General features: G+C 65.3%; 19 protein-coding genes. 11 read left to right on the top strand and 8 right to left on the bottom strand.

The annotated features are described in order from the left end of the window. Positions 1-20: 20 nt before the first annotated feature. Positions 21-359, bottom strand: a complete 339-nt coding sequence (locus FHR73_RS19400) for an MGMT family protein (RefSeq protein WP_183633450.1) — start codon at positions 357-359, stop codon at positions 21-23. A 240-nt stretch (positions 360-599) separates the two neighbouring features. Between FHR73_RS19400 and FHR73_RS19395 the strand changes: the two genes are divergently transcribed. The 10 genes from FHR73_RS19395 to pncB all read left to right on the top strand — a co-directional run bounded on the left by FHR73_RS19395 (position 600) and on the right by pncB (position 9,528). After that, the gene (locus FHR73_RS19395) at positions 600-1,607 is read left to right on the top strand and encodes a DUF481 domain-containing protein (RefSeq protein ID WP_183633449.1); all 1,008 of its coding nucleotides are present in this window, start codon (positions 600-602) and stop codon (positions 1,605-1,607) included. A 151-nt stretch (positions 1,608-1,758) separates the two neighbouring features. Then, positions 1,759-2,217: an FxsA family protein gene (locus tag FHR73_RS19390; protein ID WP_183633448.1), complete on the top strand. Its 459-nt coding sequence runs from the start codon at positions 1,759-1,761 to the stop codon at positions 2,215-2,217. A gap of 189 nt (positions 2,218-2,406) precedes the next feature. After that, on the top strand, positions 2,407-2,700 hold the full coding sequence (locus tag FHR73_RS19385; RefSeq protein ID WP_007161933.1) for a co-chaperone GroES: 294 nt from the start codon (positions 2,407-2,409) through the stop codon (positions 2,698-2,700). Positions 2,701-2,739: 39 nt separating this feature from the next. Next, entirely contained in the window at positions 2,740-4,380 is a 1,641-nt protein-coding gene (gene groL / locus FHR73_RS19380) for a chaperonin GroEL (protein WP_183633447.1), read from the top strand. Positions 4,381-4,556: 176 nt separating this feature from the next. Continuing rightward, positions 4,557-5,231 (top strand): response regulator transcription factor, encoded by a 675-nt coding sequence (locus tag FHR73_RS19375; protein ID WP_133863004.1) that lies wholly within the window; start codon positions 4,557-4,559, stop codon positions 5,229-5,231. Positions 5,232-5,233: 2 nt separating this feature from the next. Next, on the top strand, positions 5,234-6,523 hold the full coding sequence (locus FHR73_RS19370) for a HAMP domain-containing sensor histidine kinase (protein ID WP_183633446.1): 1,290 nt from the start codon (positions 5,234-5,236) through the stop codon (positions 6,521-6,523). A 91-nt stretch (positions 6,524-6,614) separates the two neighbouring features. After that, the gene (locus FHR73_RS19365) at positions 6,615-7,301 is read left to right on the top strand and encodes a class I SAM-dependent methyltransferase (RefSeq protein ID WP_183633445.1); all 687 of its coding nucleotides are present in this window, start codon (positions 6,615-6,617) and stop codon (positions 7,299-7,301) included. Positions 7,302-7,328: 27 nt separating this feature from the next. Beyond that, positions 7,329-8,027, top strand: a complete 699-nt coding sequence (locus FHR73_RS19360) for a lipopolysaccharide kinase InaA family protein (RefSeq protein ID WP_183633444.1) — start codon at positions 7,329-7,331, stop codon at positions 8,025-8,027. Beyond that, positions 8,024-8,242, top strand: coding sequence for a hypothetical protein (locus FHR73_RS19355; protein ID WP_183633443.1), 219 nt, complete (start codon positions 8,024-8,026; stop codon positions 8,240-8,242). Before FHR73_RS19360 ends, FHR73_RS19355 begins: the two co-directional genes overlap by 4 nt. A gap of 83 nt (positions 8,243-8,325) precedes the next feature. Further along, positions 8,326-9,528, top strand: a complete 1,203-nt coding sequence (pncB, locus tag FHR73_RS19350) for a nicotinate phosphoribosyltransferase (protein WP_183633442.1) — start codon at positions 8,326-8,328, stop codon at positions 9,526-9,528. A 27-nt stretch (positions 9,529-9,555) separates the two neighbouring features. Here the strand turns inward: pncB and selO are convergent, their stop codons facing one another. The 3 genes from selO to FHR73_RS19335 all read right to left on the bottom strand — a co-directional run bounded on the left by selO (position 9,556) and on the right by FHR73_RS19335 (position 16,229). Then, positions 9,556-11,016 (bottom strand): protein adenylyltransferase SelO, encoded by a 1,461-nt coding sequence (gene selO / locus FHR73_RS19345; RefSeq protein WP_183633441.1) that lies wholly within the window; start codon positions 11,014-11,016, stop codon positions 9,556-9,558. 30 nt (positions 11,017-11,046) lie between these two features. Next, on the bottom strand, positions 11,047-14,391 hold the full coding sequence (gene mscK, locus FHR73_RS19340) for a mechanosensitive channel MscK (RefSeq protein ID WP_183633440.1): 3,345 nt from the start codon (positions 14,389-14,391) through the stop codon (positions 11,047-11,049). Between the two features lie 98 nt (positions 14,392-14,489). Beyond that, the gene (locus tag FHR73_RS19335; RefSeq protein ID WP_183633439.1) at positions 14,490-16,229 is read right to left on the bottom strand and encodes a potassium/proton antiporter; all 1,740 of its coding nucleotides are present in this window, start codon (positions 16,227-16,229) and stop codon (positions 14,490-14,492) included. A gap of 129 nt (positions 16,230-16,358) precedes the next feature. Here FHR73_RS19335 and FHR73_RS19330 point away from each other — a divergent pair, with 129 nt between their 5' ends. Further along, on the top strand, positions 16,359-17,195 hold the full coding sequence (locus FHR73_RS19330) for a 23S rRNA (adenine(2030)-N(6))-methyltransferase RlmJ (protein WP_183633438.1): 837 nt from the start codon (positions 16,359-16,361) through the stop codon (positions 17,193-17,195). 548 nt (positions 17,196-17,743) lie between these two features. On the opposite strand, the gene msrA is transcribed toward FHR73_RS19330, so the two are convergent. The 4 genes from msrA to aceE form a co-directional block, all read right to left on the bottom strand. Beyond that, entirely contained in the window at positions 17,744-18,403 is a 660-nt protein-coding gene (msrA, locus tag FHR73_RS19325) for a peptide-methionine (S)-S-oxide reductase MsrA (protein WP_183633437.1), read from the bottom strand. 81 nt (positions 18,404-18,484) lie between these two features. Beyond that, the gene (locus FHR73_RS19320; protein ID WP_183633436.1) at positions 18,485-21,091 is read right to left on the bottom strand and encodes a bifunctional diguanylate cyclase/phosphodiesterase; all 2,607 of its coding nucleotides are present in this window, start codon (positions 21,089-21,091) and stop codon (positions 18,485-18,487) included. Positions 21,092-21,374: 283 nt separating this feature from the next. Next, positions 21,375-23,360, bottom strand: a complete 1,986-nt coding sequence (gene aceF / locus FHR73_RS19315; protein ID WP_183633435.1) for a dihydrolipoyllysine-residue acetyltransferase — start codon at positions 23,358-23,360, stop codon at positions 21,375-21,377. A gap of 28 nt (positions 23,361-23,388) precedes the next feature. Continuing rightward, positions 23,389-26,031, bottom strand: coding sequence for a pyruvate dehydrogenase (acetyl-transferring), homodimeric type (aceE, locus tag FHR73_RS19310; RefSeq protein WP_183633434.1), 2,643 nt, complete (start codon positions 26,029-26,031; stop codon positions 23,389-23,391). Positions 26,032-26,248 lie beyond the last annotated feature (217 nt).

The following is a 26,248-nucleotide window of genomic DNA, read 5'->3' as shown; positions in this document are numbered from 1 at the left end:
GCTCGGAAAAAACGCGCACTCTACTCGACACTCTCAGCTGGATTCCACCGGTACCGACGCATGTCCACCCGGTCCTCTTGCAGCAGCACCCCCTCGGCCCGCAACCGCTTGCGTTGCTCCCGGCCAGAGGGGCTGTCGTGGGTCAGGCTCGGCCGGCCATCCGCCGCGATCACCCGATGCCAGGGCAGGGCGCTGCCCTCCGGCAGACGCCCCAGCACCCAGCCCACCCAGCGGGCTCCACGACCGAGCCCGGCGAGCTCCGCCAGTTGGCCATAGCTGACCACCCGCCCCGCGGGAATGGCGGCCAGTGCCAGGAAGACGGCCTGGCGACGGGATTCGAGGGGAGGGGGTGCACGCATGACGCCCTGCTGCTCCGGGGGAGAAGAGTGCCAGTGTGCCGAAAAGTTTGGTTACGGTGGTGCTGAAACGTGTCGAGCTGCCACATTCTCCCAAGACGTCCGACCTTTGGGCAGTATTTCCGGAAACTTGCCTAACTTTTACCCAGGAACGGTTGCGCGAGCCTCTGGCACCCGGATAATCGCGCCCCTCTCGTTTCGTTACCTTTCCACCCAAGTCCACCCAAAGGTGTCCTGGTGCCCATGCGTTTTCGATTGCTCTCCTCGCTCGCGCTGTTGTCACTCGCCTCTTTCGCCCATGCCGACACCGTCTGGCTCAAGAATGGCGATCGTCTGACCGGAACCATCAAGCTGCTGGACAGCAAGAAGCTGCTCCTGCAGACCGAATACGGCGGCAACATTCCGCTGTCCTGGGACAAGATCAAGACCCTGCAGCGTGACCAGCCCGTCATCGTCCAGCGCGGCAAGTACGAACCCGACTTCCCGGTGGAAAGCCTCAAGCCGGCCGACGACGGCCAGGTGGTGGTCACCACCACCGATGGCCAGCAGACCGTCCCCCTGGCCAGCATTACCCAGATCGTGCCGCCGCGGCCCTTCCTGCGCGACTTCGCCTGGAAGGGCAACATCGACGCCGGCCTGGACTACATCAGCTCGTCCGAGGACAGCCAGAAGTACGATATCGACTTCAAGACCCAGGCGCGGCACGGCATGTGGCGGCACAACGCCAACGGCAGCTACGACCGCTACAAGGCGAACGATACCGTCTCGACCAACAAGTACGATCTGCAATACGCCCTGGATCGCTTCTTCGACGAGAAATTCTTCTGGCAGGGCCGCGCCGAGTACAAGCGCGACTGGATCCAGGCGCTGGCCAAGCAGCGCACCCTGGGTACCGGTCCCGGTTACCAGTTCTGGGACAACGAGCTGGGCGCCTTCTCGCTCACCGGCCTGCTCAACCACAATCGCTACCAGTATGCGGACGGCGGCTCCGACCAGTTCCTCTCGGCGAGCGTGAAGTGGGACTACAACCGCTATCTGTACGGCCAGACCATCCAGTTCTTCACCACGGGTGAGCTGGGCCGGCCGCTGGACAACACCGCCAACTTCACCTTCGATGGCGATGTCGGCCTGAGATACAAGGTGACCAACTGGGCGTCGCTGAACCTCAAGGCGTCCAAGGAGCTGACCAGCGGTGCCGAGGGCAACGTCAACCAGACCGAGTACACCGCCGGTGTCGGCGTGTCCTGGTAACCCGATGTTTCCCTGAACCTCCGCAACACCCTCAAGGCCGCGACTTTCGCGGCCTTGTCGTTTCTGCCGGGCGCCGGCTGCCCACCTTGAAATCGGCTCGACCGCCTCCATCTCCTGTCTTTCAACCGGTTTCTACCGTGAAGGACCTGAGATGCGCGTGACCGCCTTACTCTTCTTGCTGTTCCCCTTTGTGGAACTGGCCGTACTCATCAAGATCGGCAGCGAAATCGGCGTGCTCGCCACCTTCGCCCTGCTGCTGCTGAGCTTTCTGGTCGGCGTCGCCCTGCTGCGCGTCGCCGGCTTCACCACCCTCTGGCGCATCCGCATGCGGCTGGCCCAGGGGCAGATGCCCGAGCAGGAAGTCATCCAGGGCCTGACCCTGGCGATCGCCGGTGCCCTGCTGATCTTCCCGGGCTTCATCAGCGACGTCCTGGCGCTCGTCTGCCTCCTGCCGGTGACCCGCAAGGCCCTGCTGGGCGCGGTGATCGGCCGGGTGACCCGGCGCAACCCCGGTGCCCAGGGCTATCAGCCGGGCCCCGGTCAGGGCGCACCCCATCGCCCCGAGGTGATCGAGGGTGAAGTGGTGCACCGTGACGAGCAAAAGCGCTAAAAATTTTGCCTTCCGCCCTTGAAATGCCTGGCGACAACCTCATGTAGCGGACACCGCAAGGTTGTCGCCGCAAGGCGAGCAGGTTTCGCGTCCTGTCATGCACGGGGCGCACCCGGCGCAGCCGGTAAAAACAAACTGCCGATGCAGTCATCGGCGCTGGAAACACTTAGAACTTTGGGAGATACGACAATGGCGCTTCGTCCTCTGCATGATCGCGTTGTGATTCGTCGCAGCGAAGAAGAGACCAAATCCGCTGGCGGCATCGTGCTGCCGGGCTCGGCTGCCGAAAAGCCGAACCGCGGTGAAGTGGTTGCCGTAGGCACTGGACGCGTGCTGGACAACGGCGACGTCCGTGCCCCGGCGGTGAAAGTGGGTGACAAGGTGGTTTTCGGTCCCTATTCCGGCAGCAACGCCATCAAGGTCGATGGCGAAGAACTGCTGGTGATGGCTGAGTCCGAAATCCTGGCCGTCATCGAAGGCTGATCCCCGCTCACTTTTCGAATTTCTTAGAGGAAACAGAACATGGCTGCAAAAGACGTCAAATTCGGTGACTCCGCGCGCAAGAAGCTGCTGACCGGTGTCAACACCCTGGCTGACGCCGTCAAGGCCACCCTGGGCCCGAAAGGCCGTAACGTGGTTCTGGAGCGTAGCTTCGGTGCTCCCCTGATCACCAAGGACGGCGTGTCCGTCGCCAAGGAGATCGAGCTCAAGGATCGCATCGAGAACATCGGCGCCCAGCTGGTGAAAGACGTGGCCTCCAAGGCCAACGACGCTGCCGGTGACGGCACCACCACCGCCACCGTGCTGGCCCAGGCCATCGTCACCGAAGGCCTGAAGTCCGTGGCCGCCGGCCTGAACCCGATGGATCTGAAGCGCGGCATCGACAAGGCCACCGCTGCCGTCGTCGCCGAGCTGAAGAACCTGTCCAAGCCCTGCGCCGACAGCAAGGCCATCGCCCAGGTAGGCACCATCTCCGCCAACTCCGACGACAGCATCGGCAACATCATCGCCGAAGCCATGGAGAAGGTTGGTAAAGAAGGCGTCATCACCGTCGAAGAAGGCTCGGGCCTGGAAAACGAACTGTCCGTCGTCGAAGGCATGCAGTTCGACCGTGGCTACCTGTCGCCCTACTTCATCAACAAGCCGGACACCATGTCGGCCGAGCTGGACAGCCCGCTGCTGCTGCTGGTCGACAAGAAGATCTCCAACATCCGCGAACTGCTGCCGGTGCTGGAAGCTGTCGCCAAGGCCGGTCGCCCGCTGCTGATCGTCGCCGAAGACGTCGAAGGCGAAGCCCTGGCCACCCTGGTGGTCAACAACATGCGCGGTATCGTCAAGGTCGCTGCCGTCAAGGCGCCGGGCTTCGGTGATCGTCGCAAGGCCATGCTGCAGGACATCGCCATCCTGACCGGCGGTACCGTCATCTCCGAAGAAGTCGGCCTGAGCCTGGAAAGCACCACCCTGGAGCACCTGGGTCAAGCCAAGCGTGTGGTCCTGAACAAGGAAAACACCACCGTCATCGACGGCGCTGGCGTCGAAGCCGACATCCAGGCCCGTATCAAGCAGATCCGTGCCCAGGTCGAAGAAACCTCTTCCGACTACGACAAGGAGAAGCTGCAAGAGCGTCTGGCCAAGCTGGCCGGCGGTGTTGCCGTGATCAAGGTTGGCGCTGCCACCGAAGTCGAGATGAAAGAGAAGAAGGCCCGCGTCGAAGACGCCCTGCACGCGACCCGCGCTGCCGTGGAAGAAGGCGTGGTGCCTGGCGGCGGTGTCGCCCTGGTCCGTGCCCTGGACGCTCTGAAAGACCTGAAAGGCATCAACGAAGAGCAGAACGCCGGTATCAACATCCTGCGTCGCGCCGTCGAAGCCCCGCTGCGCCAGATCGTGGCCAACGCCGGTGACGAAGCCTCCGTCGTGCTGGACAAGGTCAAGCAGGGCAGCGGCAACTACGGCTACAACGCCGCCACCGGCGAATACGGCGACATGCTGGAATTCGGCATCATCGATCCGGCCAAGGTGACCCGCAGCGCGCTGCAGGCCGCTTCCTCCATCGCCGGTCTGCTGATCACCACCGAAGCCATCGTGGCTGAGCTGCCGAAAGACGACGCAGCCCCGGCCATGCCCGATATGGGCGGCATGGGTGGCATGGGCGGCATGATGTAACAACCGCTCCGGCCTCCGGGCCGAGCCCAACCCCGGTGCTCCTCGCGGACACCGGGGTTTTTTATGGCCGGCTTCCGGCCCGCCCGGCGCTGGCCGAGGTCGTCGGGGCCGGTTAGGCTCTGTGCCGAACAGACGACAACGAGGCCCCCGGTGGGCTCGGGCAAGAGGTCAGCGACATGCGTATCCTGGTGGTGGAAGACAACCGCGACATCCTCAGCAATCTGCTGGACTACCTCAGCCTCAAGGGCTACAGCGTGGATTGCGCCCAGGATGGGCTGTCCGGCCTGCACCTGGCCGCGACCGAGCACTATGACCTGCTGATCCTCGACATCATGCTGCCCGGCATCGATGGCTATACCCTCTGCCAGCGACTGCGCCAGGATGCCCGCCGCGATACCCCGGTGATCATGCTCACCGCCCGCGATCAGCTCGATGATCGCCTGGAAGGCTTTCGCTCCGGCGCCGACGACTATCTGGTCAAGCCCTTCGCCCTGTCCGAACTGGCCGCTCGCGTCGAGGCGGTGATGCGCCGGGCCAAGGGCGGCGGGCGCCGTCAGCTGCAGGTCGCCGATCTCAGCTATGACCTCGACACCCTGGAGGTCAGTCGCGCCGGCAAACCGCTCAAGCTCAATCCCATCGGCCTCAAGATTCTCGCCCTGCTGATGCAGAAGTCGCCCCACGTGGTGCGGCGCGAGGTGCTGGAGGAAGCGGTATGGGGCGAGGACTACCCCGACAGCGACAGCCTGCGCAGCCACGTCCACCAGTTGCGTCAGGTGATCGACAAGCCCTTCGAGCAGCCGCTGCTGCGTACCATTCACGGCGTGGGCTACAAACTGGTCGAGCAGGACTAGCCATGGAATATCACCTGAGCCTGTCGCGGCGGATCGTCATCGCCTTCGTGCTGATGACCTTTCTGGTGGGTGGCGTCTTTGCCCTGGGGATCGTCGCCGCGGTGCATACGGTCGAGGAACGCCTGATCTCCACCGATCTGCACAATGAACTGGAGCGCATGGTGCAGCGCGACATGAAGCGCGGCGGCCAGCCGGTGCTGGACCCGGACATGCGCCTGTATTTCGTGCCCCTCGCCGAGGTGGCACAGCTGCCGGCGCACCTGCGCGAGCTGCCGGCCGGCTTCAGCGAGGTGGAAGAGGACCAGCAGTATTTCTATGCCTATGTGGCCGAGCTGGAGGGCAATCACTTCGTCCTGCTGCAGAACCAGAGCGATTTCGAGGCGCGCGAACGCCTGCTCTACAAGGTGGTGCTGGTCGGCTTCCTGATCAGCGTGGCCCTGGCCTGGCTGCTGGGCTGGGCGCTGGCGCGGCGGGTGATCGCCCCGGTGGTACGCCTGGCGCGTCAGGTACGCCGGCGTGATCAGCTGCTGGATGTGACGCCGCCGCTGGCGCCGGACTATGCCAAGGACGAGGTCGGCGAGCTGGCCGGGGCCTTCGACGATGCGCTGGAGCGCCTGCGTGCTGCCCTGGCGCGGGAGCGGCTGTTCACCAGCGACGTCAGCCACGAATTGCGTACCCCGCTGATGGTGATCAATTCCTCCTGCGAATTGCTCGAGGCCACGCCGGATCTGCCGCCGCGGGCGAAGGGTCCGCTGGAGCGGATGACCCGTGCGGCGCGGGAGATGCAGGAGCTGGTGCAGACCTTTCTGGCCCTGGCGCGCAACCAGGGCGACAACGACACCCAGGCTCCGCGGGCCAGTCTGGCCGACGTGGCACGGCGGCAGACCCAGGAGTGGCAGGCGGCGGTGGAAGCCAAGGGCCTGCAGTGGCGGCTGAACGTGGCGCCGGGAGCCGATCAGGCGCTTTGGCACGAACCCTTTCTGCGCTCGGTGATGAGCAATCTGCTGCGCAACGCGCTGCATTACACCGAGCGGGGTTACATCGGCCTGCACGTCGGGACGGCAGGCTTCGCGGTGGAGGACAGCGGTGTCGGCATTCCCGAGGAGCAGCGCGAGGCGATGTTCCAGCCCTTCGTGCGGGGCGCCGAGGGACGTGGCGAGGGCCTCGGACTGGGCCTGTCGCTGGTGCGCAGGATCTGCCAGCTGCAGGGCTGGCACGTGACCCTGGGTGACAGCGCCGCAGGAGGTTGCCGCTTCGAGATAGCGCTCGGCAGCGACAGACTAGCGGACTGAGGTTACAGAAATTTCACAAAGGCTTGACCGGGGTTTGACAGCGGCCTGGGTAGGGTGGCGGCACTTCTCCACTCCCTCAGGAGCCACCTCCGTGAAAGCGCCTATCGACCTGCCCTTTTCGCAAAAGTACGACGCCGACCACGCCCGCCAGTATTACCTCAAGCATCAGGACGGTCTGGCCCGGCGTCTGTCCAACTGGCGCGACCAGCAACTGGCGCGGCAGGCCCTGAACATCGCCGGCCAGCCCAATCTGGTGCTGGATCTGCCCAGTGGGGCAGGGCGCTTCTGGCCCTTGCTGGCGGAAAAGCGCAATCGCCTGATCATCGGCGCCGATTATTCGGAAAACATGCTGGCCACCGCCCGTGAACAGCAGCCCGCGGACGTCGTGGCCCGGGTGAAGACGCTACAGACGTCGGCTTTCGCTATCGACCTGTCCGACAATTCTGTAGATTGCATTTTCTGTATGCGCCTGTTTCACCACGTGGGCGAATCGGCGGACCGGCTGGCACTGCTGCAGGAGTTCCACCGGGTGACCCGCGACAGCGTCATCCTGTCGCTGTGGGTGGACGGCAACTTCAAGGCCTGGCGGCGTCAGGCGCTGGAGCGCCGCCGCAAGGCCCGGGGCCGCGACCGTGGCGGTTACCAGAACAGATTCATCGTCGAGCGCAGCCAGTTCGAGGCGGAGGTCGCCCAGGCCGGCTTCGTCGTCGACCGCGCCCTGGATTTCCTGCCGGGCTATGCCATGTGGCGGGTCTATGTCCTGCGCAAGGCCAATTGACGCTATTCAGAATAAGAGAGGCAGCTGATGGGAGCCGTAACGCAAGGCGAAGAGCGTTTCGATCGCTGGTGGAACACCGCGGGTGACTGGGTGGAAGCCCCCAACGTCCGCCGCGGTGGCGAGAGCGGTGTCCAGCGCCTGCAGCTTCCCGACGGTACCCTGGCCTACGTCAAGCGCCAGGTCGGCCATCTCTATCGCAGCCTGCGGCATCCCCTGGGGCGTCCCACCGCCCTGCGCGAGCGCGATGCGCTGATCGCCTTTCGCGACCTGGGCATCCAGGTGCCCGAATTGCTGTTCTGCGATGCCCGGCATGCCCAGGGCGGCTGGCGCGCGCTGCTGGTGAGCGCCGCTCTGGAAGGCTATCAGGACCTCGATCAGTGGTACGCCGAAGGTGGCGGCCAGCACCTCAGCGAAGCCGAGCACGAGCGTTTCCTGGCCACCCTGGGCGAAGTGCTGGCGCGCATGCACCGGCACCGCTGGCAACACGGTTGCCTCTATCCCAAGCACATCTTCGTGGCCGAACGCGTCGGCCCTCAGGGTAAGGAATTCTCCGTCGCCCTGCTCGATCTGGAGAAATGTCGCCAGCGTATCGGCATAGACACGGCCGCCCGTCGGGATATGCTGCAATTACGCCGCCATTCGTCGTGGAATGCTGCGCAGTGGCGAACTCTCCTCTACGTTTACCAACAGGCGTTGGGACGGAAGATCAGAGGGTTAGAGCCATGACTTCACAAATTACTCGAGGTTTGCTGATTGCGGCTTTCTGCGCGGTCACCACGTTTGCCTATGCGAGCTGGCTGCGGCCGGCGGCGGTAGTGGTCGGCAGTGAAGGCCTCGAGTATTGCCAGACGCCGGTGGCTCGCAGCCTGACCACCTCCAGCACCGGTAGCCAGGACCTGCTGCTGTTTCTCTTCGGCATGACCCAGACCCACAACCGCTAGCCCCTCGGGCGCTCAAGCGCCTTTCGCTTCCTCGGCAAGTTGGGCATCCTGTCGTCTGACTTCTAGCTGCCGAGCCCCCGCCGATGATGGCCGATAGTTTTTCCGAGCAGGCCGTGCAGAGCCTGCTGGACACCGACTTCTACAAGCTCACCATGATGCAGGCCGTCCTGCACAACTATCCCAATGCGGAAGTCGAGTGGGCTTTTCGCTGCCGCAACGACGAAGACCTGCGGCCCTATCACGCGGCCATCCAGGCCGAGATCGATGCCCTCGCCGATGTCGCCATCAGTGACAGTCAGCTGGCCTTTCTCGAGCGCATCCCCTTCATCACCCCGGATTTCATCCGCTTTTTGCGGCTGTTTCGTTTCAATCCCTCCTATGTGTTCCTGGGCGAGGAAGAAGGGCGCTTCACCCTGACCCTGAAAGGCCCCTGGTTGCACCTGATCCTTTTCGAGGTGCCGATCCTGGCGCTGATCAGCGAGGTGCGCAATCGCCAGCGCCATGCCGATCTGCCGCTGCAGGTGGCGCGGGATCAGCTCTATCGCAAGTTCGACTGGCTGGCACGGGAGGCGGGCGCCGACGAACTGGCCGAGTTCAAGATGGCCGACTTCGGCACGCGGCGGCGCTTCTCCTACGGGGTGCAGGAGATGGTGGTGCGCAGCCTGAGGGACGACTTCCCCGGTCGCTTCGTCGGCACCAGCAACGTGCACCTGGCCTGGAAGCTGGACGTCGCGCCCCTGGGCACCATGGCCCACGAGTGGCTGATGGCGCACCAGCAACTGGGTCCGCGGCTGATCGACAGCCAGATCTCCGCCCTCGACTGCTGGGTGCGCGAATATCGTGGTCAACTCGGCATCGCCCTGACCGACACCATCACCATGGATGCCTTCCTGCGCGATTTCGATCTCTACTTCGCCAAGCTGTTCGACGGCCTGCGCCATGACAGCGGCGATCCCCTGCAGTGGGCGGAAAAGGCCATCGCCCATTACCAGCAGCTGGGCATAGATCCCCTGACCAAGACCCTGGTGTTTTCCGATTCGCTCAATCTGGAAAAGGCCCTGGCGCTGTTTCGCGCCCTGCGCGAGCGGATCAACGTCAGCTTCGGCATCGGCACCCACTTCACCTGCGACATCCCGGGGGTGCAGCCGATGAACATGGTGCTCAAGATGAGCCGCTGCAACGGCCAGCCGGTGGCCAAGATCTCCGACGCCCCGGGCAAGGCCCAGGGCGGCGAACCGGACTTCCTGCACTATCTGCGGCACGTCTTCCAGGTCAACGGCGCCTGAGCTCGGGCGCCTTGCCGGGACCGGACCTCAGGACGAGCAGCTGATCTCCAGGTGCTTGCCCCAGTCCGGCGGCCGCAGGGCGAAGCGCTCGCGTCCCGGCTGGGCCTCGAAGGGGCGTGACAGCACCTCGTGCAGCAGGCGCACCTCGCGGTAGTCGCCCGCTTCGGCCTGCTCGATCGCCTGCTGGGCCAGGTAGTTGCGCAGCACGAACAGCGGATTGACCGCGCTCATGCGGGTGGTGCGCTCGGTCGCCGCGCCGCCCTCGGCATCCAGGCGGGCGCGATAGGCCTGGCTCCAGTCGTCGAAACCGCGCAGGTCGATGAAGTCCTCGCGCACCCGGGCCAGCGCCGCGGCGGGTTCGTCTTCGCCCAGGTGACGGAAGAACAGGTGATAGTCCACGCCGCCCTGCTGCATCAGGGCCAGCAGGCGCTCGACCAGCTCCTGGTCTTCGTCCCGGGCGTCCTGCAGCCCCAGCCGACGGCGCATCAGGTCGAGATAGTGCGCCTGGTACAGCGGCAGGAAGAGGGCGATGCTCTCCTGCAGCGTCGCCACCGCCACCTTGGGCGTCAGCGCCTGGGCCAGGGCCGCCAGGTTCCAGTGGGCGATGGGCACCTGGTTGCTGTAGGAGTAGCGTCCCGTGTGATCGGAGTGATTGCAGATGAACTGGGCGTCGAAGTCGTCGAGAAAGGCGAAGGGGCCAAAATCGAAGGTGAGACCCAGGATCGAGAAGTTGTCGGTGTTCATCACCCCGTGGCAGAAGCCATAGGCCTGCCAGTAGGCGATCAGCCGGGCGTTGCGCTCCACCACCTCGCGAAACAGCGCCGCCCAGGGATCGGGGCTCGCGAGCAACTCGGGGAAGTGCGCGTTCAGGACGTGTTCGCCCAGCTGCTCCAGCAGTTGATGCTGGCGGGTGTAGTAGAAGTATTCGAAATGGCCGAAGCGCACGTGGCTGGGCGCCATGCGCAGCAGGGTGGCGCCGGTCTCCAGCCGCTCGCGCACCACCTGGGTGGCGGAGCCGATCACGCACAGGGCGCGGGTGGTCGGGATGCCCAGGGCGTGCAGGGCCTCGGAAGCGAGGAATTCGCGGATGGAGGAGCGCAGCACGGCGCGGCCATCGCCCATGCGCGAGAAGGGTGTCAGGCCGGCGCCCTTGAGGTGCAGGTCCCAGTGCTCGCCGCGGTCGTTGACCGCCTCGCCCAGCAACAGGCCGCGGCCATCGCCGAGGCGGGGGTTGTAGGAGCCGAACTGATGGCCGGAATAGACCATGGCGCGAGGCTCGGCGCTGTCCCAGAGCTGGGCGCCGGCGAACACCTGGGTGAATTCGGGCGTCTCGGCCACCGCCGGATCCAGGTCCAGCAGGGCCAGGGCGGCGGGCGAGGCGACCACCAGCCGCGGATCGTCCAGCGGCCGGGGGTCGATACGGGTGGAGAAGTCATCGCCCAGGCGGGCGAATCTGTTGTCGAAGGTCAGGTCGAGCAGCTGTTTCATGGGTCTCCCGAATTATCCGCGCAGGGGCCGTCAGGCCTTGGATGGCTTGGGATCCTCGGCCTCCTGCTGGGCATCCCCTTCAGGTAGGAGAGACTTTTTACCCAGTTGTTTCTCCGCTCCGTGTCGATTCTTCAGGGTGATTTCCATCTGCGGCGTCGACAGCAGGTTGATGCCGGCCTCGCGCAGCAACTGGTCGACCCGGCGGATCAGCTCATCGGTGGCGGCACTGCGATCGCCCAGTTCCCGGACGTAGATGCGCAGTTCGTGATCCAGGGTGGTGGCGCCGTAGTGGGTGACGAACAGCGAGGGTTCGGGATCGTGCAGTACCCGCGCATTCTCCTTTACCGCCTGCATGATCAGCTGTTGCGCCTGGGCCAGGTCGCTGCCGCGATTGACGCCGAAGGTCAGCACGATACGGGTGACGGTGTCGGTCAGCGTCCAGTTGATCAGCTGGCTGGTGACGAAGGTCTTGTTCGGCACCACCACCGACTTGCGGTCGGCATCGGTAATATGGGTGGCGCGGATGCGGATCTTGTTCACCGTGCCGGTCACGTTGCCGATGGTGATGAGATCGCCGACGCGCACCGGGCGCTCGAAGAGGATGATCAGGCCGGAGATGAAGTTACCGAAGATCTCCTGCAAGCCGAAACCCAGACCGACCGAGAGTGCGGTGGCCAGCCACTGCAGCTTGTCCCAGCTCACCCCCAGGGTCGCCAGGGTGGTCACGGTGCCGAAGCCGACGATGACGTAGGAGAGCAGGGTGGTGGTGGCGTAGGCGCTGCCCTGGGCCAGATTCAGGCGGGACAGCACCAGCACCTCCAGCAGGCCCGGCAGGTTGCGCGCCAGGGCGACGGTGAGGCCGGCGATCACCAGGGCGATGATGAACACCCGCAGCGTCAGGGGGACCTGGGTGGCGGCGGCGCCGGTGCCGCTGGTGTACTGGTAGAGGGTGACGTTGTCCAGGTAGGAGAACACCGCCACCACGTCGGCCCAGACCAGGTAGAGCACGCCGAGGAAGGCCAGCAGCAGGGTCAGGCGCAACAGCCGCGAGGACTGCTGGTTGACCTGCTCCATGTCCAGGGTCGGCTCCTGCACCACCTCGACGCCCTCGGCGTCTTCCTGCTGCGCCTGGCGCTTCTGGATGGCACGCTGGTAGGCCAGGCGCCGCGCGGCCACGCTCAGGCCACGGGCCAGGGTGGCTTCGAGGATGATCCAGGCCATCAGCACATAGAGGGTGTCCACCAGGCGATCGGTGAGCTTGAGCGCGGTGTAGTAGTAGCCGAAGAGCACGGCGAAGAACAGCACGGCCGGAATGGCGGTGATCATCAGGCCGAGCAGCAGGCGGAAGAACGGCAGGCGCTCGCGGGCGGTGGCATTGAGCAGCGAGCGACCGAGCATCCAGGCCAGGCTGGCATAGGCGACCAAGACGATGAGGATGCCGAGGACATCGTCGGCCAGGCCGGCGAGCTGACGCTCGGCGATGGCCACCACCGCCATCAGCGCCAGGGCCAGCAGGCCCACCCGCCTGACCAGCCGGCGCAGCGACTGCGCCTGGGGCCGGGCCCAGCGGAAATGGGTCTCGGCCACGCCGCCGGAGGCCAGCAGGCGATACACCGTGTAGAACACCAGCCAGCCGGCGGCGATCTCCAGCAGCGCCGCGCCGATGGCGGCGTTGACCCCGCGCTCGTCACCCTCCAGGGCCACCCCGCCCAGCCAGAGCACCAGACTCGCCGGCAGGCCCAGCAGGATGGTGAGCAGGATCGCCTGGGGCGTATGCAACTGGCTGTCGCGCTGATAGTGGCCGATGTCCTGGTTGAGCTTGTTGACCCGTCCATAGAGGCGCGGGCGCTGCCAGATCAGGGTGGCGAAGGCCAGCACCAGCGGCAGCAGCAGCAGCGGCCGCTCGGCCAGGCCGACATAGAGCTCATGCAGGCTGGAACCCCAGGGCACGTCGCGCAGCTGCTGCAGCAGCTTGCGGGGCGCGGTCTTGACCCAGTTCCAGTCCAGCGGCTTGTTGCTGGGAATCCAGAACATCTGCTCGTCGAGGGTGCTGCGCAGGCTGGTGATGGTGCTGCGCAGCTGGTTCTGGTTGAGCTGCAGATCGATGGATTCGCTGAGCAGCGCATTGAGTTCGGTGTTGAGGCGCTCCTGCAATGCGCTGCGGGTCTTGAGCAGGTCGAGCAGTTGCTGACGCAACTGCGGGGTGGCCTTTTCCGGCGGCTGCTGGGCCAGCAGGGTGTCGACGTAGCCTTCCGGATTGGCGATCTGCGCGCGCTGCTGATTGAGTTCGAACTGATAGAGGCGCAGGTCGGCGATGTCGTCGGTGAGGTCCTTGTTGACCTTGACCGAGGGCAGCGCCGCCCGCTGCTGATAGAGCAGCTTGGACAGCAGCACGCTGCCCTTGAGCACGCCGATCTGCTGTTCCATGTTCTCGCTGGTCTGCTTGAGCTGGTCCAGCTGCTGGCGCGACTCGAGATTGCGGCGGTTGAGGTCGTTGAGGCGATCGGTGGCGCGCAACAGGTAGTCCGACAACTGCAGATTGAGTCCGGTCTCCTGGGACAGCACATCGTCCCCGGCGGTCTTTTCCGATTCGCGCGAGGCTTCGGCCAGGGTCTTTTCCGATTGCTGACGGCGCTTGCCGCTGATCAGCGTCTGCAGGTCCAGGGTCTCCTGCTCGTAGCGCTTGACCTGCTCGGTGAAGAGTTCGCGACGGATGGCCCCCAGATCCTGCAGCACGCTGTTGCCGCCCAGTTCCTGCCGCAGCAGCTGGATCTGCGCATTGGCGGTCGCCTGCTCCGCCAGCAACTGACCGCGCCGCTCGGCGGTGAGCGGCTTGGCGTTCTCGCGCCCGGTCTTGAGCAGATCGGCGATCTGCTGCAGGCGCGTCTGCAGATTGGCGATGTCCACCTGGGCGCGTTCGGGGCGGGTCTGGGCATTGATCACCAGACTGTTGGCCGCATTGAGGTCGTCCTGCACGCTGTTGAGCGCCAGGCTGGTCTCGCTCAGGCGCTGCTCCAGGGCCTGGGGCGTGGCGCCGGCATAGCGCTGTTCGGCCGGCTTGATCGGTTCGGCGCGCAGCCGCGCCAGTTGCCGCTGGGCATCCTTGATCTGCTGCGGCGCCTGGGCCAGTTGCTGGCGCAGATCGGCCAGCTGCTTGACGTACTGGTCACGCTGGTCGAGCAGCTTGAGGGTCTGCTGCAGACTGTCCTGGGCGGCGCTCTGCTCGGGAGCGGGCAGCTTGCGATCGGCCAGACCGTTCAGACTCTGCTGAACCTGCTGGGCATCCGGCGGCCCGGAATCCTGAGCCACGGCGGGAAGGGTAAACAGGCAACCGCAGAGAGCGGCGGCGCGAAGCAGAGCGGACAGGCGGTGCATGCGGCGGGCGTCGGGCAGTGGAAAGGCGCGAGGTTAAAGCCAGGCTGCCCGGGGTGCAAGGTAACGTCCCTCAAGCCGCGAACCCTGTTCATCCACCGTTAAAGAAAGAGCGCGGGCCCGCTGTTGCGGCCTTCGGGAAACTTCACGCCGACCTTGCGCACGCGCTTGTTCTCGATGGCCGCGACGATCCAGACCAGGCCGTTCCATTCCACCAGGTCGCCGACGATGGGTTCGCCGCCGATCTCGTGGGTGATGAAGCTGCCGAGGCGCTGGTTGCCATCCACCTCGCCCAGTTGCAGGCCGTACAGCGCGGCCACGGCGCTGAGCTCGGCGTCGGCTTCCAGGACGAAGTCGCCGAAGAATCTCTGGGTCTGCTGCGGCGCCTGGCTGAACAGCCGGCCCAGGGCCGGCAGGTCGTGCTCATGGCCGACCACGCAGAGGATGTCGCCGGCTTCCAAGGTGGTACTGCCGGAGGGGTGGAGCAGGGTCTCGCCGCGGAACAGCGCGGCGATACGGGTACCCTCGGGCATCTTCAGCTCGCGCAGGGCAGCGCCGATGCACCATTTCTCGGCGCCCAGGCGATAGATGAACAACTCCCATTCGCTGGTCGGATGGACCTGCAGACCGGCGCGGGAGAAGGGCGCCGGCTCCGGTGGCACCGTTACCTTGAGCAGCTTGGCCGCCAGCGGCAGGCTGGAGCCCTGCACCAGCAGCGACACCAGCACGATGAAGAAGGCCACGTTGAAGAACAACTGGGCCTGGGGCAGCCCGGCCATCATCGGGAACACCGCCAGGATGATGGGAACCGCACCGCGCAGCCCGACCCAGGCGATAAAGGCCTTTTCGCGGTCATGGAAGGCACGGAAGGGCAGCAGGCCGATGGCCACCGACAGTGGGCGCGCGACCAGAATCATCCACAGTGCCAGGCCCAGGGCGGGCAGGGCGATGGGCAGCAGGTTGTGCGGCTCCACCAGCAGGCCCAGCACCAGGAACATGCCGATCTGCGCCAGCCAGGCCATGCCGTCGAGCATGTGCAGCATGCCGTGGCGGCTGCGGATCGGCAGATTGCCCATCAGCAGGCCGGCCAGGTAGACCGCGAGGATGCCACTGCCGTGGGCGGCGTTGGTCAGGGCGAAGATCAGCAGGCCACCGCTGATGGCCAGCAGCGGATAGAGGCCGTCGGCGAGGTGGATGCGGTTGATCAGCTGCAGCAGCAGCCAGCCGCCGCCCAGGCCGATCACCCCGCCGATGGCGAATTCGCTGACGAAATGGCCCAGCAGACTCCAGCTGAAGCCGCTCTGGCCGCTGGCGAGCATCTCGATCAGGGTGACGGTGAGAAACACCGCCATGGGGTCGTTGCTGCCGGATTCGATTTCCAGGCTGGCGGTGACCCGTTCGTTGAGGCCGCGGCCGCCCAGCAGGGAAAACACCGCCGCGGCATCGGTGGAACCGACGATGGCGCCGATCAGCAGGCCCTGCAGCAGGCTGAGGTCGAACAGCCAGGCGGCGGCGACCCCGGTCAGGCCGGTGGTGATCATCACCCCCACGGTGGCCAGCGACAGCGCCGGCCAGAGCGCCACGCGGAAACTCGACACCCGGGTGCGCATGCCGCCGTCGAGCAGGATCACCGCCAGCGCCAGGTTGCCCACCAGGTAGGCCATCGGGTAGTTGTCGAAGGCGATGTGGCCGGGGCCGTCGACGCCGGCGAACATGCCGACCACCAGGAAGATCACCAGGATCGGGATGCCGACCCGCGAGGAAATCGAGCTGACCAGAATCGACAGGCCGATCAGCACCGCACCGATCAAGAACAAGCTGTTGATGGTGACAGCGTCCAAGCGTGACTCCTGGGGTAAAGAATTGAAGAACCAGGGGATTTAACCCGCTGGGTGGCCGGGGTGTCAAAGCGCGACGCCGCTGGTGCCCTAGGAAGACGGTACACTGTAGGGCTGACGCTGGAGTATCCCATGAATTACCGACACGCCTTCCACGCCGGCAATCACGCCGATGTCTTCAAGCACGCCACCCTGTTGCGCCTGGCCGCGCTGCTGGCGCGCAAGGAGACGCCCTTCGCCTATCTGGACAGCCATTCCGGTGTCGGTCGCTACGACCTGGCCGGCGACCAGGCCAGTCGTACCGACGAATGGCGCGAAGGCATCGGACGGCTGTGGGCCCTGGAGTCCGCGCCGGCGGCCTTTGTCGGCTATCGCGAGGCGGTGGCGGCGCTCAATCCCGACGGCGCGCTGCGCTACTACCCCGGCTCGCCCGAGCTGATGCGCCAGGCCCTGCGTACCCAGGATCGCCTGCTGCTCAACGAGCTGCACCCCGAGGATGGTCGCCTGCTCAAGGAAAACATGGCTCGTGATCGCCGTGTGGCGGTGCACCAGAAGGATGGCTGGCTGCTGCCCAGGGCGCTGCTACCGGTCCCCGAGCGCCGGGCATTGCTGCTGATCGATCCGCCCTTCGAGAAGGGCGACGAGCTGGAGCGTTGCGTCAAGGCGGTCGCGGAGGCCATCGGCCGGATGCGCCAGACGGTGATCATGCTCTGGTATCCGATCAAGGATCGCCGTCAGCTCAGACGCTTTCATGCCGGTCTGCAGGCCAGTGGCGCGCCCAAGCTGCTCAACGTCGAGTTGCTGATCCGCGCGGCGGACGACCCCACCCGGCTCAATGGCTCGGGGCTGGCCATCGTCAACCCGCCGTGGGGTCTGGAAGAAGAATTGCGCGACTTGCTGCCCTGGCTGGCCGAGCATCTGGCCCAGGGCGAAGGCAGCTGGCGGCTGGACTGGCTGATCGCCGAATAGCGAGGCCCGGCGCCGTTGGGCTTCGCTGTGCTCAACCCAACCTACGGGAAAGGTTGGCGTAGGTTGGGTCGAGGCGGTCCTACCGCCGAAGCCCAACAAAAGGATGTCGAGCCTGGGGACATTGGGCTTCGCTGCGCTCAACCCAACCTGCGGGAAAGGTCGGCGTAGGTTGGGTTGAGGCGGCTCTACCGCCGAAGCCCAACAGCATCGTGTTGGGCCTGGGGACGTTGGGCTTCGCTGTGCTCAACCCAACCCACGGGAAAGGTTGGCGTAGGTTGGGTTGAGGCGGCTCTACCGCCGAAGCCCAACAGCATCGTGTCGAGCCTGGAAACGTTGGGCTTCGCTGCGCTCAACCCAACCTACGGGAAAGGTTGGCGTAGGTTGGGTTGGGGCGGCTCTACCGCCGAAGCCCAACAGCATCGTGTTGGGCCTGGGGACGTTGGGCTTCGCTGTGCTCAACCCAACCTACGGGAAAGGTTGGCGTAGGTTGGGTTGAGGCGGCTCTACCGCCGAAGCCCAACAAAGAAAGCCGCCGCAGCGGCTCGGGATCAGACCGCCAGGCTGGGCGGCAGGCAGACACCGGTGCCGGCCAGGCCGCAATAGCCGTTGGGATTCTTCGCCAGGTACTGCTGGTGATAGGCCTCGGCGTAGTAGAAGGGTGGTAGCGGGGCGATCTCGGTGGTGATCTCGCCATAACCGGCCTCGGCCAGTTGCGCCTGGAAGGCGGCCTGGCTGGCTTCGAAGGCTTCACGCTGACTGTCGTCGGTGTAATACAGCGCCGAGCGATACTGGGTGCCGACGTCGTTGCCCTGGCGCATGCCCTGGGTCGGATCGTGGGCTTCCCAGAAGATCTTCAGCAGCGCCTCCAGTGAGGTCTGCGCTGGATCGAACACCACCAGCACCACTTCGGTATGACCGGTCAGGCCGGAGCACACCTCTTCGTAGGTCGGATTGGGGGTATGGCCGCCGGCATAGCCGGCCGCGGTGGTCCAGACCCCTGGCTGTTGCCAGAAGCGTCGCTCGACGCCCCAGAAGCAGCCCATGCCCACCACCAGACTCTGCAAGCCGGCGGGGAAGGGGCCTTGCAACGGATTGCCGTTGACATAGTGGGCCGCGGGCACGGCCATGGCCGTCTCGCGACCGGGCAGTGCCTGCTCGGCGGCGGGCAGATGGGTCTTCTTGGTCAGGATTTCGGAACGCAGGACCATAGGATACCTCGTGGGAAAGGGCCAGGCGAAAAGCTCAGTGTACGCAAAATCGCGGCAGCGGGGTCGAGTCCGCGCGGCGGGTCAGCGGGTCGGCAGATAACGCGCCAGGGCGGCGTCGAGCTGGTCGGCCGGGATGGGCTTGTCGAACAGATAGCCCTGGCCGATATCGCAGCGATGGTGGCGCAGGAAAGCCAGCTGTTCGGTCGTCTCGATGCCCTCGGCAACCACCTGCAGCCGCAGGTTGTGGGCCATGGCGATCACCGCGGAGGTGATTTCCATGTCGTCCTGGTTGTCCGGGATGTCCTTGATGAAACTCCTGTCGATCTTGATGATGTCGATGGGGAATTTTTTCAAGTAGCTGAGCGACGAATAACCGGTGCCGAAGTCGTCCATCGCCAGGCTCATGCCCAGGCGCTTGAGGGCTTCGAGGGTGTTGCGGGTGGCGTCGGTGGCATCCAGCAAGAGGCTTTCGGTCAGCTCCAGCTCCAGACGCTTGGGCGCGATGCCCTCCTCGTCGAGGATGGTGACGAAGGACTGCACCAGATCGGGATCGGTGAACTGCTTGGGCGACAGGTTGATGGCGATCTGCAGATCGTCGAAGCCGGCGGCGTCGAGGCGGTGCAACTGGCGGCAGACCTCGCGGATGACCCATTTGCCGATGGGCACGATGAGTCCGGTTTCCTCGGCGATGCTGATGAACTGGTCCGGACGGATCATGCCCTTTTCCGGGTGCTGCCAGCGGATCAGGGCTTCCAGGCCAAGCAGCTTGGCGCGTTTCAGGCAGACCTTGGGCTGGTAGTGCACCAGCAGTTCGTTCTGCTCCAGGGCCCGGCGCAGGTTGTTCTGCACGAACAGCTTGTTGCTGGCCTCGGCGATCAGCGCCTCGGTGAACACCTGGACCTGGTGGCCGCCGGTGGCCTTGGCCCGGTGCAGGGCGAGGCCGGCGTGCTTGATCAGGGTCTGCGGATCGGTCTCGTGCGGCCGCGCGGTGGTCAGGCCGATCGAGCAGCTGATCAGGGTCGGGTGGCCCTCCACATAGAGTGGCGGATCCAGGGCCACCAGGGTGTCGCGGGCCAGGCTGTCGGCGGCGAGCGCATCCATGCCTTCGAGCAGTACGGCGAATTCGTTGCTGGCGATGCGCGCGATCAGAGCGCCCTTGCCCAGGGCGCTGCGCAGGCGCCGGGCCAGACCCACCAGCAGCTGGTCGCCGATGCGATGGCCGAGGCTGTCGTTGACCCTCTTGAAGTTGTCGACGTCCACCAGCAGCAGCGAGTGTTCGCGGCTCGGATTGGACTGCTCCAGGCGCGCTTCCAGGCGGGCGATGAAGTGGCTGCGGTTGGCCAACCCGGTGAGGCTGTCGCGAAACACCAGTTCGTCGTTGTGCTGCTGGGCGAAGCGGGTCTTGCTGGTGTCCTGGAAGATGCCCAGATAGCCCTGCAGGTCGCCGTTGGGCTGCTGGATCTTGGACAGCGACAGCTGGCCCCAGTAGGTCTCGCCGTCCCGCCGATAGCAGCGCAGTTCGCCTTGCCAGCTGTCCTGGTGCGCCAGCCGCTGCCAGGCTTCGTAGAGCAGCTCGCCCCAGTTTTCCAGGGCCGGCAGGGATTCGACGTGCAGACCCTGCAGCTTGCCGATGGGGTATCCGGTGATCCGCGCGAAGCTGTCGGTGGCGTGCTCCAGGCAACCGCTGGCATCCAGCAGCAGGAAGGCATCGTTGCTGGCTTCCATCACCCGGGTCAGGGGGTGGGCGACCTTGGGCAGGCGTTCCGGCTGCTGGAGGAGGGCGGCCAGGCACTCGGCCAGGCTGCGGGCGAAGGCGACGTCCTCGGCTTCCCAGGTGGCCGGGCGATCGCGTCGCAGGCAGAGCAGGCCGGTCAGTTGACCGTCATGCAGCAGCGCCACGTCCAACGCCGTTCCGCCCCCGGTATGGGTCGGGTGCAGTACCTGACTGGCGTCTTCGATCACGCCCTGCTCGCGCAAGCGGCGCCGGTGGTCGCTGCACAGCGTCGGCAGGCGCTCTTCCTTGCACAGGGTCACGAGGCCGTTGCCCTCGTAACGCCACAGGCTGAGTTCGTCCGCGGCAAAGGCGGCCGGGCCCTCGGTGCGCAGCAATTGCACCAGTTCATCGTCGACCGGTGCCTGGCGCAGGGCCAGACGGGCCAGTTCGAGCAGCAGGGTCTGTCGCGCCTGGGCCATCCCCAGCCGTTGCTGGCTGTGGTCCTGGCTGTCCTGCAGGAGCGCCAGGGTAGAGCGCAGGGCGAGGTTATGGGCTTCCCATTCGCCGGCCAGGGCGTCGTCGTTCATCACCCGCAGCAGATAGCCGCGCAGCAGCGGGCGACCGTGGCGCTGCAGGCTTTCGCCCACCTCGACCACCTGGTACGGGGCCGTAGGGGAGTGGAACAGGTAGCGCACCTGATAGCTGCCATGTGCGGCCAGTTGCAGCTGGATGTCTTCGTGCAGCCGATGACGGACGCTGGGCTCCATCAGGCTGGCATAGGGGGCATCGATGAGCGAGCACAGCGCCTGGGCGGGCAGGCCGAGGCTGGCTTCACAGCGGGAATCGAGATAGAGCATCGCCCAGGAGGCTTCATTCAGACGCTCGAAACGCAGCAAGCCCAATCGGGCAGGAGCGCTGAGCGCGCCCGCCTGATCGGCTACCGCGGCATCGGCAGCATCGGAGTGAATACTCATGCGAGGGTCCGCGTCCTTGTGAAGACGGAAAGATGTCCTAGGTTTATCGGAAAGGACAGACAAATCATTAATCCTTTTTCCTTTCCGCCTCGCCAGCACGCTGGGAATGGCTGTCAAGGTTGCCCGATAGAGGCCAGCCCATGCAAGGGGCGGCGCTCGGGGCGCTCATCCTACCTTTTTCCTGGATCTTTCGGTTGATCTGGCAGCAAAAACCCCGCCTGAGCGGGGTTCTTGCGCTACACCAGAAGACGGTAGCGGGAAGCCGTTACCGTCCTGTGGCGGTTTACAGCAGCAGGCCGCGGATTTCCGCCAGCAGATCGCCCAGGCGCTTGGTGAAGCGCGCGGCGGCCGCCCCGTTGATCACGCGGTGATCGTAGGACAGCGACAGCGGCAGCATCAGGCGCGGCTGGAAGGCCTTGCCGTCCCAGACCGGCTGCATGCTGGCCTTGGACACGCCGAGGATCGCCACTTCCGGGGCATTGACGATCGGCGTGAAGCCGGTACCGCCGATGTGACCCAGGCTGGAGATGGTGAAGCAGGCGCCCTGCATGTCGTCACCGCTGAGCTTCTTGGTCCGCGCCTTTTCCGCCAGCTGGGCGGCTTCGGCGGCGAGTTGCAGGAGGCTCTTCTGGTCGACGTTGCGGATGACCGGTACCAGCAGGCCGTCCGGGGTGTCCACGGCGAAGCCGATGTGCACGTACTTCTTGCGGATCACCGCCTTGCCGCTGGGCGCCAGGGAGGCGTTGAAGTCCGGCAATTCCCTGAGCACATGGGCGCAGGCCTTGAGCAGGAACGGCAGGATGGTCAGCTTGACGCCGGCCTTTTCCGCCACGGCTTTCTGGCCAACGCGGAAGGCTTCCAGATCGGTCACGTCGGACTGGTCGAACTGGGTGACGTGGGGCACGTTCAGCCAGCTGCGATGCAGGTTGTTGGCACCGACCTGCATGAGGCGCGTCATCGGCACCTCTTCGATCTCGCCGAACTTGCTGAAGTCCACGGTGGGGATCGGCGGGATGCCGGCGCCACCGGTGGCACCTGCAGCCGCGGCCGGAGCCGCCTTGCTCTTCTGCAGCTGATCCTTGACGTAGGTCTGGACGTCTTCCTTGAGGATGCGACCCTTGGGGCCGGTCGGGGTGACCTCGCCCAGATCGACACCGAACTCGCGGGCGACCATGCGCACGGCCGGACCGGCATGGACCTTCTTGCCCTTGCCGGCGGCAGGCGCGCTGGCGGGAGCGGCGGCCTTGGCCGGAGCCTCGGCTTTCTTCTCGGCAGCCGGAGCGCTGGCGGCGTTGCCGGCAGCCGGCTTGGCCGCCTGCTTGGGCGCGGCACCGGCCACCTTCAGGGTCAGGATCAGATCGCCGGTCTTGGCCTGGTCATTGACCTTGATGGCGACGCTTTCCACCACGCCCGCCTTGGGCGCCGGGATTTCCATGCTGGCCTTGTCGGACTCCAGCACGATCAGCGACTGCTCGGCCTTGACTTGGTCACCGGCCTTGACCAGCACCTCGATGACGTTGGCACTGCCGGTGGAGCCGATGTCGGGGACCTTGATCTCCTCGACCGATTCACCGGCCGGCTCGGCGGCGGCTTCCTCGTGCAGCTCGGGCTCGGCAGCTTCCTTGGCGGGCTTGTCGCCGGCCTTGGACTCGACGCTCTTGCTCGGCTTGGCATTGGCGGCGCCCTTGAGCACCAGGATCAGATCGCCGGTGCCCACTTCGTCGCCGACTTTGACGGAAACGCTCTCCACCACGCCGGCGGCGGGAGAGGGGATTTCCATGCTGGCCTTGTCGGATTCCAGGGTGATCAGCGTCTGCTCGGCGGCGATGGTGTCGCCGGGCTTGACCGCCACCTCGATGATGCTGGCCTTGCCGCTGGAGCCGATGTCGGGGACATGGATCTCCTGGGCTTCGCCTTCGCCGGCGGACGCCGAGGCGTCCTCGTCGCCGGCCGGCGTCGGGGTTTCGCTTTCCTCGACCTGGGTCTGCTTGGACTCGGCCTTGGGTTCGGCGGCGGGTTCGCTGCCGGTGGCGGCGTCCTCGCCTTCCAGGTCGATCAGCAGATCACCGGTCTTGAGAGTGTCGCCGACCTTGATGTGCAGGGCGGCGATCTTGCCGGCCTTGGGGGCCGGGATCTCCATGCTGGCCTTGTCGGACTCCAGCACCACCAGGCTCTGTTCGGCCTCGACGGTATCGCCGACCTTCACCAGCAGCTCGATGACTTCGCCGTCGCCACTGCCGATGTCGGGTACGCGGATGGTCTCGCTCACAGTTGTTTCCTCTTATCCGTGTGCCGCATCAGCAATCCAGGGGATTGCGCTTCTCGGTGTCGATGCCGAACTTGGTGATGGCGTCGGCCACGACCTTGCGTTCCAGCTTGCCTTGGTTGGCCAGCGCCTGCAGAGCGGCGACGGCGACCCAGCGACGGTCGACCTCGAAGTGATCACGCAGCTTCTTGCGGCTGTCGCTGCGACCGAAGCCGTCGGTACCCAGCACCTGGAATTCGGTGGGGACCCACTGGCGGATCTGGTCGGCGAACAGCTTCATGTAGTCGGTGGAGGCGATGACCGGACCCTGGCGCTCGCCCAGGCACTGCTCGACGTAGGTCAGGCGGCGCTCTTCCAGCGGGTGCAGGCGGTTCCAGCGATCGACGGCCAGGCCTTCACGGCGCAGTTCGTTGAAGCTGGTGACGCTCCAGATGTCGGCGCCGACGCCCATCTCGCGCAGCAGGCTCGCAGCCGCGCGGACCTCGTTGAGGATGGTGCCCGAGCCCAGCAGCTGGACGCGGTGCTTGAAGTCGCCCTGTTCTTCTTCCAGCAGGTACATACCCTTGATGATGCCGTCTTCGACGCCCTGGGGCATGGCCGGCTGCTGGTAGTTCTCGTTCATCACGGTGATGTAGTAGAAGACGCTCTGCTGCAGTTCCATCATCTGATGGATGCCTTCGCGCATGATCACCGCCAGCTCGTAGGCATAGGTGGGATCGTAGCTGCGGCAGTTGGGGATGGTGCCGGCCAGGATGTGGCTGTGACCGTCCTCGTGCTGCAGGCCTTCGCCGTTCAGGGTGGTACGGCCGGAGGTGCCGCCCAGCAGGAAGCCGCGGGTCTGGGCATCGCCCGCCGCCCAGGCCAGGTCGCCGATACGCTGGAAGCCGAACATCGAATAGAAGATGTAGACCGGCAGCATGGGCTGGTTGTAGTTGCTGTAGGCAGTACCGGCGGCGATGAAGGAGGACATGGCGCCGGCCTCGTTGAGGCCTTCCTGGAGGATCTGGCCGTCCTTCTCTTCGCGGTAGTACATCACCTGGTCGCGGTCGACCGGTTCATAGAGCTGGCCGTGGGGCGAGTAGATGCCCAGCTGGCGGAACATGCCTTCCATACCGAAGGTACGGGCCTCGTCGGCGAGGATGGGCACGATGCGCTTGCCCAGGTCCTTGTCCTTGACCAGTTGCGACAGGATGCGGCCGAAGGCCATGGTGGTGGAGATCTCGCGATCGCCGGAGCCGTCCAGCACCGCCTTCAGGGTTTCCAGGGGCGGGGTGGGGATGCTCAGGCTGCGCGCGCGGCGCTGGGGCAGGTGACCGCCCAGGGACTCGCGACGACTCATCAGGTACTTCATCTCGGCGCTGTCGTCGGCCGGACGATAGAAGGGCAGTTCGCTGAGCTGGGAATCGTTCAGCGGGATGTCGAAGCGATCGCGGAATTTCTTCAGCGACTCCACATCCACCTTCTTGGTGTTGTGCGCGGTGTTCTTGGCTTCGCCCGCACCGGTGCCGTAGCCCTTGATGGTCTTGGCCAGGATGACGGTGGGCTGGCCCTTGTGGTTGACCGCCTGGTGGTAGGCCGCATAGACCTTGTAGGGGTCGTGACCGCCCCGGTTGAGCTTCCAGATCTCGTCGTCGGACAGGTCCTCGACCATCTTCAGCAGCTCGGGATTGGCGCCGAAGAAGTGCTTGCGCACATAGGCACCGTCCTTGGCCTTGTAGTTCTGGTATTCACCATCGACCACGGCGTCCATGCGCTGCTGCATGCGGCCTTCGGTGTCGCGGGCGAACAGCGGATCCCACATGCGGCCCCAGAGGACCTTGGTGACGTTCCAGTCGGCGCCGCGGAAGATGCCTTCCAGTTCCTGGACGATCTTGCCATTGCCGCGGACCGGGCCGTCGAGGCGCTGCAGGTTGCAGTTGATGACGAAGATCAGGTTGTCGAGGTTCTCGCGGCCGGCCAGGGAGATGGCGCCCAGGGTTTCCGGCTCGTCGCACTCGCCGTCGCCGATGAAGCACCAGACCTTCTGCTTGCCGGCGGGGATGTAGCCGCGGTTCTCCAGGTACTTCATGAAGCGCGCCTGGTAGATGGCGGTGATCGGACCCAGACCCATGGACACGGTCGGGAACTGCCAGAAGTCGGGCATCAGGTGCGGATGCGGGTAGCTCGACAGGCCCTTGCCGTCCACTTCCTGGCGGAAGTTGTTCATCTGGTCTTCGGAGAGACGGCCTTCCAGGAAGGCACGGGCGTAGACGCCGGGGGACGCGTGGCCCTGGTAGTAGATCAGGTCGCCGCCGTGCTCTTCGTTGGGCGCCTTCCAGAAATAGTTGAAGCCGATGTCATAGAGGGTGGCGCTGGAGGCGAAGGTGGAGATGTGACCACCCAGATCCGGATCCTTGAGGTTGGCGCGCATGACCATCGCCAGGGCGTTCCAGCGAACCAGCGAGCGGATGCGTCGCTCCATGAACAGGTCGCCCGGCATATGGGCTTCCCTGGTCACTGGAATGGTGTTGCGATAGGGGGTATTGATGGAGTAGGGCAGCTGGGTACCACTGCGGGTAGCCAGTTCGCCCATGCGGGTCATCAGATAATGAACGCGCTCCTCGCCTTCGTGGTCGAGGACGGACTCCAGGGCGTCCAGCCATTCCTGGGTTTCGACGGGATCGAGATCTTGCATGGCTTGCTCCAGGGCGGAAAGGCTTCCAAAATCGGTCGCCTCAGGGTCGCCGCCGGCCTCTTGGGGGCAGCGAAAATTCTTGGATTTATGACCGGACGGTTCCGATCGGCGTGTAGTTTTACTACAAATTCAAATCCGTTTCAGCTCCGAGCTGTAATGCGATAAAAAACAATTCGACGTTTGTCGAACGCGCTGCTCGAGGGCTCGCGAACTCCGA

Origin of the sequence: Pseudomonas sp. AS2.8 (assembly GCF_014190935.1) — a bacterium.
Taxonomy (GTDB): domain Bacteria; phylum Pseudomonadota; class Gammaproteobacteria; order Pseudomonadales; family Pseudomonadaceae; genus Chryseomonas.
The sequence above is the reverse complement of the archived record's forward strand: the minus strand, read 5'-3'. Positions and strand labels throughout refer to the sequence as shown.